Source organism: Brachybacterium netajii (SeqCode) (genome assembly GCF_054114245.1).
In genome coordinates, this window is the sequence record NZ_JBSYXB010000003.1 from 136,716 (window position 1) to 151,560 (window position 14,845).

Genomic DNA, 14,845 nt, shown 5'->3' on the forward strand with positions numbered 1-14,845 from the left:
CGCTTGGGGGGTGTCAGGGGAGCTCGACGAGCAGGCCGCGCAGCGCGGTCCGGCCCGTCAGGCGGATGCGGACGCGACCGGTGGCCCGGCCCTCGTCCGCGAGGACGGTGTGCGGCAGCGCGAGCGCGGGCGCCGCGTGCAGGTCGGAGGGGACGGCGGCGGCCGACGAGCCGGCCGGGGCCGACGGGCCGGTCGCGTCCACGAGCGTCGCGCCGTCGGCATCGCCGGACGCGGTCTCGAGGCCGACGACGACGGCGCCGGCCGGGAGCACGAGATCGGCGGTGCCGCCGACGGACGGCGCGAACGCGCGCAGCTCGGTGCCGTCGAGCAGCGAGGCGGCGGCGCGGGCGAGGCCCACGATCTCCTCGGCGCGCGCGGCGGGCACGAGCACGGCGCCCGACGACGCCTCCGCCGCACCGGAGCCGGACGTCGCGGCGCCGGACGCTGCGGAGCCGGACGCTGCGGAGCCGGCCGGCGCGATGGCGGCCAGCGCGGCCCGCTCGCGGTCGGAGGCGGTGCCGGCGGCGGTCGCCGGGGCGGCGCCGCGCGGGGCCGACGCCGGGAGCGTCAGCTCCTGGGATGAGACGGTGTCGCCGCTCGAACGGGCCAGACGGATCGTGACCGGGCCGTCGGGCAGCTCCCAGGCGTCCAGGTCGGGGGCGAAGAGCGCGAGCCGCGCCAGCGGCACCTCGATCGTCACCTCGGCCGTGTCCGCGGGATCCGCGGGCACCTCGATCGCGCGGAAGCCGATCAGGCGGGTCGCCGGGACCGTGTACGCGCGGCGGGAGAACGACGAGGCGGGGACGTCGGCGTAGACCTGGACGACCTCGCGCAGAGGACCCTCGACGAGCCGCTCGGCGGGCGCGGAGAGGGTGACGCGGGCGGTCAGCGCGGGCTCGTCGGCCGACCCGGCGGACAGGGCGATGCTCGCGCCCATCCAGTCGGGACGGTCGTAGGCGAGGCCGTGGCCGAAGCCGAAGCGGGCGTCCTGGCCGTACAGGTAGGTGGAGCCGGTGCGGATCACGTCGTAGTCCAGCAGCGAGGGCAGCGGGGCCGAGGTCGGCCAGGTCTGCGCGAGGCGGCCCGAGAAGTCGCGGGCGCCGGTGAGCAGGTCCGCGAGGGCCTCGCCCTCGGCCTCGCCCGCATGCGAGGACCACACGACGGCGCCGATGCGCTCCTCGAGGCCCTCCAGGTCGTACGGGTACGAGGAGGTGATGACCAGGACGGTCGCCACGTCGGCGGGGAGCGAGGCGAGGTGCTCGGCGGCGGCGCGGTCGGCGTCCGCGAGGCGCGCGTGCGGGCGGTCCTCGGTCTCGCGGCCGTGGATGTGGGGGTCATTGCCGACCACGAGCACGGCGGCGGAGGCGCCGGCGACGATCTCGTCGACCGCGGCGGCGCCGTCGCGCACGACCTCGACGGCGAACTCGGCCGCGGAGGCGACGAGCGCGCTGCGCAGGATGAGCGCGCCGTTGTAGTGCTCGAGGCCGACGTAGCGGCCCGAGCCCGCATGCTGCAGGCGCCAGACGCCCTCGGCGACGATCTCGCGGCGGAAGGTCTCCTGGGCGACCCAGCCGCCGACGCGGGTGGCCGTCGCGACCAGCTGACCGCGGTCGTCGACCGTCACGAGCTTGCCCGTCGAGATCTCGCGGAGCTCGACGACGCCCTCGCCGCGGTCGACGACCTCGATCCGCACGGGCTCCTCGCCGACGGCGGGGACGTTCGCGATCGGACGGTCGCAGCGCAGCGAGGCGTCGGCTGCGAAGCGGACCGGCTCGGGGGACTCGACCGTCGGCGCGCCGCCGGAGAGCGACCCGAGGGTCTCCTCGCCCGCGACCCCGGGGACCACGCCGTTGCGGCGCACGGACAGCTCGACGATGTCGTTGCCGCTGGTGAAGCGCACGTCCTGGCCGCGCAGGGCGGTCAGGCCCTCGAGGATCGAGGTCGTCTCGCAGAAGTCGCCGCTGTACCAGTCGCGCAGCACGTCGTGCGCCTGCACGCCGATCAGGGCGATCGGGCCCGTCGGCAGCGGCAGGGCGCGCTCGTCGCGGCGCGAGAGCAGCACGGCGGAGCGGGTCGCGACCTCGCGGGCCAGCGCCCGACGGTCGGCGCGGGACGCGGGGGCATCGAGGCGGTAGGACGGGGCGGACGCGTCGGCCGCGTCGGACGCATCGGCTGCGGAGGCGTCGGCCGCGGCGTCGGCGGCGATCAGGGCGTCGAACTCGCCGGTGCGCGCGCGGGCCACGAGCTGGCGGACGACCGCGCGATCGACGAGCTCGATGCCGATCAGCCCCTTCTCGAGGGCGTCGGTCACGGCGCCGACGGTCTCCGAGGAGTCGCGGTCGTGGTCGGTGAAGGAGTCCACGCCGGCCTGCAGCAGCGCCGCGTACGCCTCGGTGGCGTCGCCGACGACCTTCTGCGAGCGGAACAGGTTGGAGGGCGCGCCCGCGTCGGAGACGACGAACAGCAGATCCGGGTCGGCCAGATGCGCGCGCAGCTGCGTGTCCAGCAGCTCGGTGAGGTGCGCGGGACGGCCGTTGACCAGGTTGTAGGCGAGCATCACGGAGCCGGCGAGGCCGCGGGCCACGGGCTCGACGTAGCCGGGCAGCTCGTACTCGTGGAGCACGCGGGGAGCCATATCCGAGCTGGTCGAGGCGCGATCGGTCTCGTTGGAGTACGCCAGGAAGTGCTTGAGGGTGGGCACGGTCGCCCAGCTCTCGCCGTCGCCGCGCAGACCGTCCGCGTAGCCGGCGCCGAGCTCGGCGTTCAGCAGCGGATCCTCGGTGTAGGCCTCCTCGGTGCGGCCCCACAGCGGGTGGCGCAGCGTGTTCACGACGGGCGCCCACACGGTCAGGCTGACGCTCTCGGGATCCTCCGCATGCATCTCGCGGACCTCCTGGGCGACGACCGCGGCGGCCTGCCCGAGCAGCTCGGGATCCCAGGTCGCGGCCATGCCCGGAGGCTGCGGGAACTGCGTCGCCTCGCCCTTCCAGGCCACGCCGTGCACGCCCTCGGTGCCGGTCACGAAGGAGGCGATGCCGAGCCGCTCGACGCCGGCGGCGTTCTGATGCAGCTGGGCGATCCGCTCGGTCACCGTCATCTCCTGGACGATGCGGCGCGCCCAGGCGAGGCGGCGGGCATCGGCCGGGCTGATCGGAGCGGCGGCGGGGGCGGGCAGGACGTCAGACGTCATCGGGGATCCATTCGTCGCGGGGCGGCGGCGCACCGGGCCCGGAGGCGCGGCACGAGGCGGGACGGCCCTGTCGAGAGGGCCTCGTGCGAGATGCCGGTCGAATCCGCGGGGCGGACGGGCGGCGTCGTCGTAGCGTATCGAATCGCTTCGATGATCGCTAGTCGCCAGCCCCACTCCTCCGATGTCTGGCGGCCCGGCGGGCGTCGGACGACGAGTGCCGGGCGTCGCCGGATGACCACCAGGTGTCGCCGCATGGTCGATGAGAGGTGCCATATGGCCACCGCAGGCTCCCGGGCGCCCGTGCCAGACTGCGCCCATGCATGCGACGACGGACGGCGGCCGCCCCCTGTCCGCGCCGGGCTCCGGTGCCCGCCCCTCTCGTCGCCGCGCGACCAGGAGGAACGAACAGCAATGAGCATCAACCTCGAGAGCCGGGCGATCCAGGGGCTGAACAGCTTCGTCGGCTTCATCCTGCTGAACATCCTCTTCCTCCTGACCTGCATCCCGATCCTCACGATCGGGACCTCCCTGAGCGCGCTCATCGAGGTGAACCTGCGCTTCGCCGATCATGAGCGCGGTCGGCCGCTGCTCGACTACTTCTCGGCCTGGTGGAAGAACTTCCGACGGGCCACGCCGGCCTTCCTGGCGCTCGGGATCCCGGCGCTGCTGCTGCTCTTCGCGGCCCGCTTCTGGTACTCCGTCGGCGGCACCCTCTCGCTCATGGGACTGCTGGTCAGCGCGCTGGGAGCGGTCTACTTCTTCGCCGCGCTGATGCACTCCATGGCCCTCGTCGCGGCCTTCGACGCCCCCTGGCGTCGCACCGTCAAGAACGCTCTGCTGCTGCCCGGCGCCGAGCCGCTGCGGACCATGGGCGTCGTGCTGATCCCCGTCACCCTGCTGGCGCTGATGATCGTCATGCCGGGGTTCCTGTGGATCATGCTGACGATCGGCTTCTCCGTCGGCGCCTTCTTCTGCGCGCTCATCTGGCGCTCGATGTTCAAGCGCTACGACGCGAGCTTCTGAGCGCCTCCTCCCGCTGGGCGTCGCCTCCTGCCGGGCCGCCCCGGAACGCCCGGCGGGCGCCCCGGGCGGGCCGTCGAGCGCGCCGAGAGGGTACGTCCGGGTGGGCGCGTCCCGGTGGGCGCCGACGGGGTGCGCCGACGGGGTGCGGAGCCCGTCCGTCGGCGCCCCGACGGCGCTCTGACGGCCGCCCCGAGGCCTCCCGGAGGCTGATCCCGCGAGACGCTCGTCCGCATCGCGGAACCCGGATGATCGCGCTCTCAAGCACCCGTCGGTCGCTGATGCCCCCTGGTGACGCCGCAGGTCATCGACGCTTTTCATGTGGCTCTCGCCATGGCGCGAGGCTCTGCGGGGGCCGCCCGTGCCTAAACCGTTATCGAAGCGCTTCGTCGAAACCTTGACGCGGAGGGCTGTCATCTTTAGTGTCTGGGGTTAACAAAAGGTGGCGGACGTCGGAGTGCGCCCCCTCAGCAGCGAACACGGACCCACGAGGGAGTGCGGAGTGGACCTAGCAGAAGCACGCGCCCATCGGGGCGTCGACCGAGGAGGTCGATACTGATGGCAGCACCCGTCAACGTCGAGGCGGTCGTCGCCTCGGAGAACGAGGGCGCTTCGCCGCGCGGCCGCCGGAAGGGCGAGCCGAGGGGTCTCGCCCCGCACCGCAAGCAGTCCTTCGGTCTCTTCCTGACCATCGTGCCGTTCCTGGTGCTGGTGTTCCTGTTCAGCTACTTCCCGCTCTACGGCTGGATCTACTCGCTGTACGACTACCGCCCGGCGCGCGGCCTCTCCGGCAGCGAGTTCGTCGGCCTGCAGTGGTTCAAGATGCTGGTCAACTCGCCCACCCAGGTGCAGCAGATCGGCCAGGTCATGCTGAACACCCTGGCGATGAGCTTCCTGGGCATCGCCACCTCGGTCCTGCCGCTGGGCTTCGCGATCTTCCTCAACGAGATCAAGGCGACCTGGTTCAAGAACCTGGTGCAGACGATCACGACGCTCCCGAACTTCATCTCGTGGGTGCTCGTCTACATGATCGCCTTCTCGATGTTCTCCACCACCGGCATGGTCAACGGCCTCCTGGACAACCTGGGGCTGATCTCCGAGCCGATCAAGTTCCTCGACAGCGAGGACCACACCTGGCTGAAGATGACCGCCTGGGGCATCTGGAAGGGCGTCGGCTGGGGCGCGATCATGTACCTCGCCGCGATCGCCGGCATCGACCAGTCCCTGTACGAGTCGGCCAAGATGGACGGCGCCGGGCGCTTCCAGGTGATGTGGCACATCACCGTCCCGCAGCTGCTGCCCACCTACTTCGTGCTCCTGATGCTCGCCATCGCGAACATCCTCAACAACGGCATGGAGCAGTACTACGTGTTCCAGAACGCCTTCAACAAGGAGACGATCCAGGTTCTGGACCTGTACGTCTACAACATCGGCATGACAGGCAACAACCTGTCGCTCGCCACCGCCATCAGCATGCTCAAGAGCGTCATCTCTGTCGCCCTGCTGCTGTCGGTCAATGCCCTGTCCAAGCGCGTCCGCGGCGTCTCGCTGGTCTGACGAGGAGATGACGATGACGACCACCACCATCGACGGCCCGAGCACGAAGCCCTCCGGGAAGAAGCGCACGATGCAGCGCGAGAAGGGGGACATCCCCTTCTCGATCGTGAACTACACGCTCTTCCTCCTGATGGCCTTCGTCTGCGGCTACCCGTTCTACTACCTGATCATCAACTCGATCAGCGCGAACGACGTCTCCGCCCTCGGAGACATCCGCTTCCTGCCCCAGGGCATGCACCTGGACAACTACCGCCAGGTGTTCCAGCTCTCCGGCCTCCCCCAGGCCGCGGCCGTGTCCGTGGCCCGTACGGTCATCGGCACCGTCGCGACGGTCCTGGCCTCCGCCTACCTCGGCTTCATGTTCACCCAGCAGCGGCTCTGGAAGCGCGCCCTCTGGTACCGCGCGGTCATCATCACGATGTACTTCAACGCGGGCCTGATCCCCGTCTTCCTCATCATGAAGAACCTCGGGCTGACCAACAGCTTCCTGGTCTACATCCTTCCGCTCATCGTGCAGCCCTTCAACATCATCCTCGTCAAGACGTTCGTCGAGGGAATGCCGGAGGAGCTGCAGGAGGCCGCCGAGATGGACGGCGCGGGGATCCTCACGGTCTTCTTCAAGATCTACCTGCCGAACATGACGCCGATCCTGGCGACCATCGCGATCTTCTCCGCCGTGACCCAGTGGAACAGCTTCCAGGACACCCTGATCTACATCACCGATCAGAGCCTCTACACGCTGCAGTTCCTGCTGTACATGTACATCAACCAGGCGGACAGCCTCGCGCAGGCCGCTCAGCAGGCCGGCGGCAATCTCAGCGGCGTCGCCGCCGCGGCCACCCAGCAGACGGCGACATCGATCCGCACGACGGTCGCGGTCGTCGTGGTCCTCCCCATCCTCTTCATCTATCCCCTGTTCCAGCGTTACTTCGTCAAGGGCATCATGCTCGGCGCCGTCAAGGGCTGAGTGCTCGCACCTCGAAAGGAAGCACCATGACTCTTCTCAACGATGAGAACCCGCTCCGTCGTCCCTCGCGGCGATCGCTGCTCGGCGGCGGGCTGAGCCTGACCCTGGCAGGCCTCGGACTGAGCGCCTGCTCGAACGACGGCGGCGACGCCCCCAGCGCCGAGGAGGCCGGCCCGTTCCCCGAGAACTGGGACGACGCCGACGCCTGGACCATGGACGTCTTCGACGGCCTGGCCAACCAGATGGGCGAGCAGCCCGGCTGGTTCGGGTACATGATCGACCAGAACTTCAACGCGACGCTGAACGTCATCGCCCCGAACGTCGCCGGCGGCGGCGACACCCTGTACAACACCCGCGTGGCGGCCGGGAACCTCGGCGACCTCATCGTCACCGACGTGGGCGAGCGCTCCACCGAGCTGGTCGAGGGCGGTCTGCTGGCCGACATCTCCGGCTACTACGCCAACATGGAGCACGCCCCGCGCTTCGACGCCGCGGTCCAGCACATCAACGAGAGCTACGACGGCATCTACGTGCTGCCGACGCAGGTCTCCGAGATCAAGCCGACCGAGCCCAGCGAGGGCGTCGACCCGACCTTCGGCCCGTTCCTGCGCTGGGACCTCTACAAGGAGGCCGGCTACCCCGAGATCGGCACCCTCGAGGACCTCCTGCCCGTCCTCAAGGACATGCAGGATGCGCAGCCGACGGCGGAGAACGGCAAGAAGGTCTACGGCCTCTCGCTGTTCGCCGACTGGGACGGCAACATGATGAACAACGCGAAGCAGCCCACCTGCTTCTACGGCTACGACGAGGTCGGCTTCGTCCTCGCCCGCAACGACGGCTCCGACTACCAGTCGATCCTCGACTCCGACGGCGAGTACGTCCGCGTGCTGCGCTGGTTCTACGAGGCCAACCAGCTGGGCATCGTCGACCCCGAGTCGACCACGCAGAACTACGACACCCTGTACGCGAAGATGCAGGCCGGCCAGGTGCTGTTCTCGTTCTGGCCCTGGCAGGGCCAGACCGCCTTCAACACCGAGTCGAACATGGCCGCGGGCAAGGGCTTCATGATCGCGCCGCTGCAGGACATGAACATCTTCTCCTACGGCGCGTCCATCTACGGCGGCTCGCAGGTCTTCGCCGTCGGCGCCGATGCCGCGGACCAGCAGCGCGCGGCCGCCATGATCGACTGGCTCTACTCGCCCGACGGCGTGAACGCCAACTCGAGCCAGACCATGGGTGCCGCCGGCCCCCAGGGCCTGACCTGGGACCTCAACGCCGACGGCCTGCCCGAGCTGAACGAGTTCGGCCGCCAGGCGCTGCTCAGCGGCGAGGCCGCGGCGGTGCCGGACGAGTGGGGCGGCGGCAACTACCTCGACGGCGTCTCCTGGCTGAACGTCACCTCGGTGCTCGGCAACGACCTGAACCCGGACACGGGCTACCCCTACAACTTCAAGATGTGGGAGACCTACCTGGACTCGGTCGCCAACCCGCTGACCGAGGACTGGGCCGCGCAGATGGGCGGCGCGCAGACCACGATGGAGTACCTGACCTCGAACGAGAAGCTCGCCGTCGCGCCGGGTGCCTCCTACGTGGCTCCCGAGGACTCCTCCGAGGTCGAGACCATCCGCAACCAGGTGAAGTCCGAGATCGTCACGGCCTCCTGGAAGATGGCCTTCGCCTCGAGCGAGAGCGAGTTCGACTCGCTGCTCGAGTCCCTGCAGTCCACCGCCGACGGCCTCGGCTTCCAGAAGGTCCTCGAGGTCGACATGCAGAACGCCAAGGACCAGGACGCCCTCCGCCAGGAGATCGCCGAGCAGTACGGCTGATCCGCCGCCTCGGTCGGGCGCCCGCCACTGCGGGTGCCCGCCTCTGCGGGTGCCCGACCGGGCACAGCCGACGAGAGCGCCGTCCCCCGAACCCGGGGGACGGCGCTCTCTGCTGTGCGCGGCCTGGTCCGGCGCGCCGGCCGCGCTCAGCCCCGGGTGGTGCCGCGGGCGATGAAGCGGGGGCTGAGCAGGCGCGAATGCGGGACGGTGCCGGGATCGTCGATCTGCTCGAGGATCATCGTCACGGCGCTGCGGCCGATGGTCGCGATGGGGAGGTCGATGCCGGAGACCGACCAGGGGCCGTTGACGGCGACGTCCTCCGGGGCGATCGCGACGACCTGCACGTCACCGGGCACGTCGGCGCCGAGGGTCGCGACCGCGCGGCCGAGGTGGGGCAGCGCCGGCTCGTGGTGCACGACGAGACCGTCGAAGCGGTTCCCGTCCAGGAGCTCGTCGCGGACCAGCGCGAGGGAATCCTCGGGGGAGGCGCCGATCTCCAGGATGTGTTCCTCGAGGTCCAGCTCGCGGCAGGCCAGGGCGTAGCCCAGGCGGGAGCGGCGGGCGTAGGTGGGGACGCGGCCGTCCTCCGAGTACGGGGAGGTCACGAACGCGATCCGCTCGGCGCCGCGCTCGACGAGCTCGCTCACCGCGGTCTGCGCGCCGAGCAGGAAGTCGAAGTCGACGCGGGCGAGTCCGCCCGAGGCGCGCGGGTAGCCGATCAGCACCACGGGCCGGGTGAGCTTCGCGAGGGAGGCCACGCGCGGATCGTCCTCGACGAGGTCCATGACGATCATCGCGTCGACCTTGCCCTCGTCGACGACCCGCAGCGTGCGGGCATGATCCTCGGCCGCGACCAGCAGGATGTCGTAGTCGTGCTCATGGGCGGCGGAGAGGATCGAGCTGACGAACTCCATGATCACGTGGTCGTCGACGTCCTCGTTCTGCGGCACCGCGACACCCAGCATCTGGGTCTTCTGCAGGGCCAGCGCCCGCGCGGCGGCCGTCGGATGGTACGAGAGGCGCTCGATCGCGGCCTGCACGCGCTGGCGGGTGGCGTCCGAGATCGGGCGCTTGCCGCTGAGGGCGTAGCTCACGGTGCTGAGGGAGACCCCCGCCTCGCGGGCGATGTCGGTCATCGTGGCCATCGTGGTGTCCTGTCGGTCCTCCCGGTGCGAGGCCGGGCTGCATCATCGCTGGGGTCGTCGTCGGTCGCGGACGGGCATGCGGCCGGGGATCGCCTGCGTCCATTGTGGATGGTCGGAGGTCTGCGCGGGCGCCGATTCCGCCGACCGGAATCGTCGGCCGGAGGCTCAGCCGGGTCGGGGGATCCAGCTGCCGGGAGCGTCGAACACCGGCTGCAGGGCCGCGCGGGCCGCGCCCCGCAGGGCCGGATCGGCGAGCCCATCGGACCTCTCGACGAGGACGGGGCCGGCGTCGGCCGACAGCGCATGCGCCTCGACGGTCGCCCGGACCACGGGCACGAGCTCGTCGGCGATCGGGGCGAGATAGCCGGAGAGCACGACGGTCGACAGGTCCAGCACGTTCAGGGCGTTGGCGAGCGCGAGCCCGAGCGAGCGGCCGATCATGCCGACGACCTCGGCGCGGTCGGAGCGGCGGGAGAGCTCGGCGACGAGGTCCTCGATGCGCACGTCGTCGGCCCCGAGCCCGGCCCGCTCGAGCAGCGCATGGTAGGAGATGTAGGCCTCGAGGCAGCCGCGGCGGCCGCAGCGGCACAGCGCGCCGCCGGGCTCGACGACCATGTGCCCGAACTCGCCGGCCCAGCCGTGGACGCCCGCGAGCAGCGCGCCGTCCAGGACGACGGCGCCGCCGACGCCCGTGGAGCCGCGCACGTAGACGAAGGACTCCCCGGGGCGCAGGTCGATCTCGGTGAGGACGCTGAGGCGGTTGTCGTTCTGCGCGCTGACCGGCCAGTCGCGCGCTCCGAGGAGCGCGTCGAGGTGCTCCTCGAGGCGGCCGACGAACGGGACCTCGGTCCAGTCGAGGTTCGGGGCGGAGAGGACCCGGCCGTCGCCGGGGGCGATGCGGCCCGGGATCGCGGCGACGACGCCGACGACGGGCAGCTCGCGCCCGGCGGCCGCGCAGGCCTCCGCCCGGACCTCGCCGACGAGGCGCGCCGCGAGCGCGATCGCCTCGTCGGCCGACGAGGAGGTCACCCGCAGGTACTCGGTGCGCAGGGCGAGCTCGCCGCCGGCGAGGTCGATGCCGAGGCAGGAGACGTGGTCGGCCGCGACCTCGAGGCCGACCGCGAGCAGCGTGCCGGAGGCCGGCTGGAGCGGGACCATCGGACGCCCGGCGCCGCCGGAGATCGGGGCGCCCTCCTGGACCAGATGGGCCGCGACCAGCTCCTCGACGAGCTTGGAGACGGTCGGCTTGGTCAGCCGGGTGCGCTTGGCGAGGCTCGCGCGCGAGAGCGGGGCGGCGTCGGGGACGGCGGCGGAGGCGAGGGCGGTGAGGATCGCCGAGAGGTTGTGCTCGCGCAGGTGCGTGGACTGCAAGGCGGGTGGCCTCCTTCTGCTCGGCGGGCGGGCTGCGGCGGTACGGCGGGGGACCCGCGGGAGGATCCGCGGAAACGGAGGGCGGGGAAGGACTTGTGCGGGACAGCTTCCCACGATTAGATTAGTAACGGAAACTTACTAACGGTGCCGTCGTGTCGGCGGGACCGTGTCGGGGGACCGGTGCGGAGCTGCTCCGTCGTCGGCCCGACGACCATCACGACGATCCGATGAAGGAGCGCTCACCATGACCGCACCCACCCCCACCCGCGAGGACAAGTTCTCCTTCGGCCTCTGGACCACGGGCTGGGAGGCCCGGGACCAGTTCGGCCTCGCGAGCCGCCCGGCGCTGGACCTGACCGCCCACATCACCAAGCTCGCCGAGCTCGGCGCCTGGGGCTTCACGTTCCACGACAACGACATCATCCCGTTCGACGCGACCCCCGCCGAGCGCGAGCGCATCCTCGGCGAGCTGAAGAAGGCCACCGACGAGACCGGCCTCGTGATCGAGATGGTCACGACCGACACCTTCGCCCACCCCGTCTTCAAGGACGGCGCCTTCACCTCCAACGACCGCTCCGTGCGTCGCTTCGGCCTGCGCAAGGTGCTCGCCAACGTCGACCTCGCCGCCGAGCTGGGCGCGACCACCTTCGTCATGTGGGGCGGCCGCGAGGGCTCCGAGTACGACGGCTCCAAGGACCTGCTCGCCGCGCACCAGCGCTACGCCGAGGGCATCGACACCGTCGCCGGCTACATCAAGGACAAGGGCTACGACCTGCGCATCGGCCTCGAGCCGAAGCCGAACGAGCCCCGCGGCAACATCTTCCTGCCGACCGTCGGCCACGCCCTGGCCTTCATCGAGCAGCTCGAGCACGGCGACATCGTCGGCATCAACCCGGAGACGGGCCACGAGCAGATGGCCACCCTGAACTACACGCACGGCCTCGCCCAGGCCCTGTGGGCCGACAAGCTGTTCCACATCGACCTCAACGGCCAGCACGGCCCGATGTACGACCAGGACCTCGTCTTCGGCCACGGCGACCTCATCAGCGCCTTCTTCACCGTCGACCTCCTCGAGAACGGCTTCCCGTCGAAGCCCGGCGCCTACGAGGGCGCCCGCCACTTCGACTACAAGCCCTCGCGCACCGAGCACGAGAAGGGCCAGTACGACTCCGCGGCCGCCAACATGGAGATGTACCTGATGCTCAAGGAGCGCGCAGTGGCCTACCGCCAGGACCCCGAGGTCCAGGAGGCGCTCGCGTACTCCGGCATCGGCGAGCTCGCCGAGCCGACCATCGCCGAGGGCGAGACCCTCGCCGACCTCCTCGCCGACCGCTCCTCCTTCGAGGAGTTCGACGCGGACAAGGCCGGCGAGCGCAACTACGGCTTCGTGCGCCTGCACCAGCTCGCGCTGCAGCACCTGCTCGGCTTCCGCGCCTGAGCCCACGCGGACGGCCCTGCGCGTCCGGCCTCCCTCCACGGATGCCGGATCCGCAGGGCCGTCCGCGCCCCGCGTCTCCGACGCGCCCCGCTCCGCCCCTCCGCCTCGCCGCACCCCTCCGCTCCGCTCTGCTCCGCTCGAAAGGACGCCCTGATGGCTCCCACGGTCCTCGGCATCGACTCCTCCACCCAGTCCACCAAGGCCCTCCTGGTCGACGCCGAGACCGGTGCCGTCCTCGAGGAGCGCCGCGCCTCGCATCCCGACGGCACCGAGGTCGATCCCCGCTCCTGGCTGGCCGCGGTCGACGAGGCCGCCGGCCCGCTGCTGGAGAAGGCCGACGCGGTCGCCGTCGGCGGTCAGCAGCACGGCATGGTCCTCCTCGACGAGGACGGCGAGGTCGTGCGCGATGCGCTGCTGTGGAACGACACCCGCTCCGCGCCGCAGGCCGCCGCGCTGATCGAGGAGATGGGCGGCCCCGAGGCCAGCGTCGCCGAGATCGGCAGCCTCATGGTCGCCTCCTTCACCGCCTCCAAGCTGCGCTGGGTGCGCGATGCCGAGCCCGAGAACGCCGCTCGTGCGCGCTCCGTGCTGCTGCCCCACGACTACGTCTCCCTCCATCTCGCGGAGCAGGGCACGACGCCCTTCACCGACCGCGGCGACGCCTCCGGCACCGCCTACTACTCGACCCGTGAGGAGGCCTGGAAGCCCGAGCTCGTCGAGCTCGCCCTCGGCCGCTCCCTCGACCTCCCGCGCCTGCCGAAGGCGCCGAACGAGGTCATGGCGCGCACCGCCTCGGGCGCCGCGATCGCCGCCGGCACGGGCGACAACATGGGCGCCGCCCTCGGCCTCTCCCTCGGCCCCGGCGACGTCTCCGTCTCGATCGGCACCTCGGGCGTGTGCGCGATGGTGTCCGACGGGCGCCCCGGCGACGCGAGCGGCACCGTCACCGGCTTCGCCGACGCCACCGGCCGCTTCCTGCCGATGACCACGACGATCAACGCCTCCCGCATCCTCGAGGCCGCCCGCGCCCTGCTCGGCGTGGACCACGACGAGCTCTCCCGCCTCGCGCTCGGCTCCGTGCCCGGCGCGAACGGCGTGACGCTGCTGCCGTACTTCGACGGCGAGCGCACCCCGAACCGGCCCGACGCCCGCGCGACCCTCACCGGCATGTCCACCGCGACCACCCGCGAGGACCTGGCCCGCGCCTATGTCGAGGGCCTGCTGTGCTCCCTCGCCGACGGCATCGCCGCGCTGCAGGAGACCACCGGCACCGAGCCGGCCCGCATCACCCTCATCGGCGGCGCCGCCCGCAGCCTCGCCGTGCAGCAGCTCGCCCCCGGCATCTTCGGCCGCGAGGTCACGATCGCCCCGGCTGGCGAGTACGTCGCCCTCGGCGCGGCCCGCCAGGCCGCCTGGGCGCTCGCGGGCACCGAGGAGCCCCCGGCCTGGGAGGTCTCCGGCTCGATCGTCGTCGGCGGCGAGCCCACCCCGCAGGTGCTCGAGGCGTACCGCGCGCTGAAGGATCGCACCGAGGGCTGGTGACCGCGCGAGGTCGCCGCCGGCCGATGCGTCGGTCGGCGGCGACCTGCGCCGTCAGCCCTGCGGGAGCTCGGCCCGCGCCAGGATCGCCTGCGCGAAGACGTCGGCGACCTCGGGCACGAGCGGCAGGTTGAACAGGGGCTCGAAGAGCTCGGCCTCGAGCAGCACGAGCCCGTGCGCGGCGGAATCGACCGTGCCGATCCGCGCATAGAGCGGCGTCGGCAGGCCGGTGCGGGCGGCGACCGTCCGCAGCACCTCCTCGGCGAAGGCCCGTTCCGCGGCGGATGCGCTGACGACCTGCGGATCCTCGCGATAGGTGCCGCCCCGCAGGCCGCCGCCGCGCGCGAGCAGAGCGCCCTTGGCGATCGCGTGGGTGAAGCGTCCGTCGATCGCGTAGAGCGCCTTCTCGCGGCCCTCGCTGAGCTCGGCGACCTCGGGCTGCAGAATGACGTCGGCCCCGGTCGCGAGGATCTCGCGGGCAAGGTCGAGCGCGGCGGGGTCGTCGGCCGCATGGAGCCCGACGAGCTGGGAGCCCGCGCCGACGGTCGGCTTGAGGACGACATGCGGGACGGTCCCCGCGGTGGCCTCTGCGGCGGACCGGGCGAGGGCGCGGCCGACGGACTCCGCGTCCCGGTGATACGACGTCGGGACGACGGCGACGCCCGCCACGACGGCGATGCGGGTCATGCCCTGACCCTGGATGCTCGGCCCCGGATGCGGTGTCCTGCGGATGTCGTGCGCACGGGCAGGTGGGCCGGGCGCACCCGGCCCACCTGCCAGTAGCCGCCCGCC

At 71.6% G+C, this 14,845-nt stretch carries 10 protein-coding genes; 6 read left to right on the forward strand and 4 right to left on the reverse strand.

The annotated features are described in order from the left end of the window. Positions 1-13 precede the first annotated feature (13 nt). Positions 14-3,190, reverse strand: coding sequence for a glycoside hydrolase family 3 N-terminal domain-containing protein (locus tag ACXET9_RS07950; protein ID WP_457885979.1), 3,177 nt, complete (start codon positions 3,188-3,190; stop codon positions 14-16). A gap of 411 nt (positions 3,191-3,601) precedes the next feature. Between ACXET9_RS07950 and ACXET9_RS07955 the strand changes: the two genes are divergently transcribed. The 4 genes from ACXET9_RS07955 (at position 3,602) to ACXET9_RS07970 (ending at position 8,560) form a co-directional block, all read left to right on the forward strand. After that, positions 3,602-4,213 carry a DUF624 domain-containing protein gene (locus tag ACXET9_RS07955; protein WP_457885980.1) on the forward strand — a complete coding sequence of 204 codons (612 nt, stop codon included), beginning with the start codon at positions 3,602-3,604 and terminating at the stop codon, positions 4,211-4,213. Positions 4,214-4,768: 555 nt separating this feature from the next. Continuing rightward, on the forward strand, positions 4,769-5,767 hold the full coding sequence (locus tag ACXET9_RS07960) for an ABC transporter permease (protein WP_457885981.1): 999 nt from the start codon (positions 4,769-4,771) through the stop codon (positions 5,765-5,767). A gap of 13 nt (positions 5,768-5,780) precedes the next feature. Continuing rightward, positions 5,781-6,734, forward strand: a complete 954-nt coding sequence (locus tag ACXET9_RS07965) for a carbohydrate ABC transporter permease (protein WP_457885982.1) — start codon at positions 5,781-5,783, stop codon at positions 6,732-6,734. Between the two features lie 26 nt (positions 6,735-6,760). Next, the gene (locus tag ACXET9_RS07970; protein WP_457885983.1) at positions 6,761-8,560 is read left to right on the forward strand and encodes an ABC transporter substrate-binding protein; all 1,800 of its coding nucleotides are present in this window, start codon (positions 6,761-6,763) and stop codon (positions 8,558-8,560) included. Between the two features lie 146 nt (positions 8,561-8,706). On the opposite strand, the gene ACXET9_RS07975 is transcribed toward ACXET9_RS07970, so the two are convergent. Together ACXET9_RS07975 and ACXET9_RS07980 are read right to left on the reverse strand one after the other, a co-directional pair. After that, entirely contained in the window at positions 8,707-9,705 is a 999-nt protein-coding gene (locus tag ACXET9_RS07975; RefSeq protein WP_457885984.1) for a LacI family DNA-binding transcriptional regulator, read from the reverse strand. Between the two features lie 165 nt (positions 9,706-9,870). Beyond that, a complete protein-coding gene (locus ACXET9_RS07980; RefSeq protein ID WP_457885986.1) occupies positions 9,871-11,076 on the reverse strand; it encodes an ROK family protein in 1,206 nt (401 codons plus the stop codon). Between the two features lie 244 nt (positions 11,077-11,320). Here ACXET9_RS07980 and xylA point away from each other — a divergent pair, with 244 nt between their 5' ends. Then, positions 11,321-12,514: a xylose isomerase gene (gene xylA / locus ACXET9_RS07985; protein ID WP_457885987.1), complete on the forward strand. Its 1,194-nt coding sequence runs from the start codon at positions 11,321-11,323 to the stop codon at positions 12,512-12,514. A gap of 153 nt (positions 12,515-12,667) precedes the next feature. Next, positions 12,668-14,056 (forward strand): xylulokinase, encoded by a 1,389-nt coding sequence (xylB, locus tag ACXET9_RS07990; protein WP_457885988.1) that lies wholly within the window; start codon positions 12,668-12,670, stop codon positions 14,054-14,056. Positions 14,057-14,107: 51 nt separating this feature from the next. Here the strand turns inward: xylB and ACXET9_RS07995 are convergent, their stop codons facing one another. Beyond that, a complete protein-coding gene (locus ACXET9_RS07995; protein WP_457885989.1) occupies positions 14,108-14,740 on the reverse strand; it encodes a hypothetical protein in 633 nt (210 codons plus the stop codon). Between the last annotated feature and the right edge of the window lie 105 nt (positions 14,741-14,845).

Bases quoted from the DNA above. Each gene is read 5' to 3' on its own strand.
- ACXET9_RS07970 (WP_457885983.1), top strand. From the start codon at position 6,761: ATGACTCTTCTCAACGATGAGAACCCGCTCCGTCGTCCCTCGCGGCGA.
- xylA (WP_457885987.1), top strand. From the start codon at position 11,321: ATGACCGCACCCACCCCCACCCGCGAGGACAAGTTCTCCTTCGGCCTC.
- ACXET9_RS07975 (WP_457885984.1), bottom strand. From the start codon at position 9,705: ATGGCCACGATGACCGACATCGCCCGCGAGGCGGGGGTCTCCCTCAGC.
- ACXET9_RS07960 (WP_457885981.1), top strand. From the start codon at position 4,769: ATGGCAGCACCCGTCAACGTCGAGGCGGTCGTCGCCTCGGAGAACGAG.
- xylB (WP_457885988.1), top strand. From the start codon at position 12,668: ATGGCTCCCACGGTCCTCGGCATCGACTCCTCCACCCAGTCCACCAAG.
- ACXET9_RS07950 (WP_457885979.1), bottom strand. From the start codon at position 3,190: ATGACGTCTGACGTCCTGCCCGCCCCCGCCGCCGCTCCGATCAGCCCG.
- ACXET9_RS07965 (WP_457885982.1), top strand. From the start codon at position 5,781: ATGACGACCACCACCATCGACGGCCCGAGCACGAAGCCCTCCGGGAAG.
- ACXET9_RS07995 (WP_457885989.1), bottom strand. From the start codon at position 14,740: ATGACCCGCATCGCCGTCGTGGCGGGCGTCGCCGTCGTCCCGACGTCG.
- ACXET9_RS07955 (WP_457885980.1), top strand. From the start codon at position 3,602: ATGAGCATCAACCTCGAGAGCCGGGCGATCCAGGGGCTGAACAGCTTC.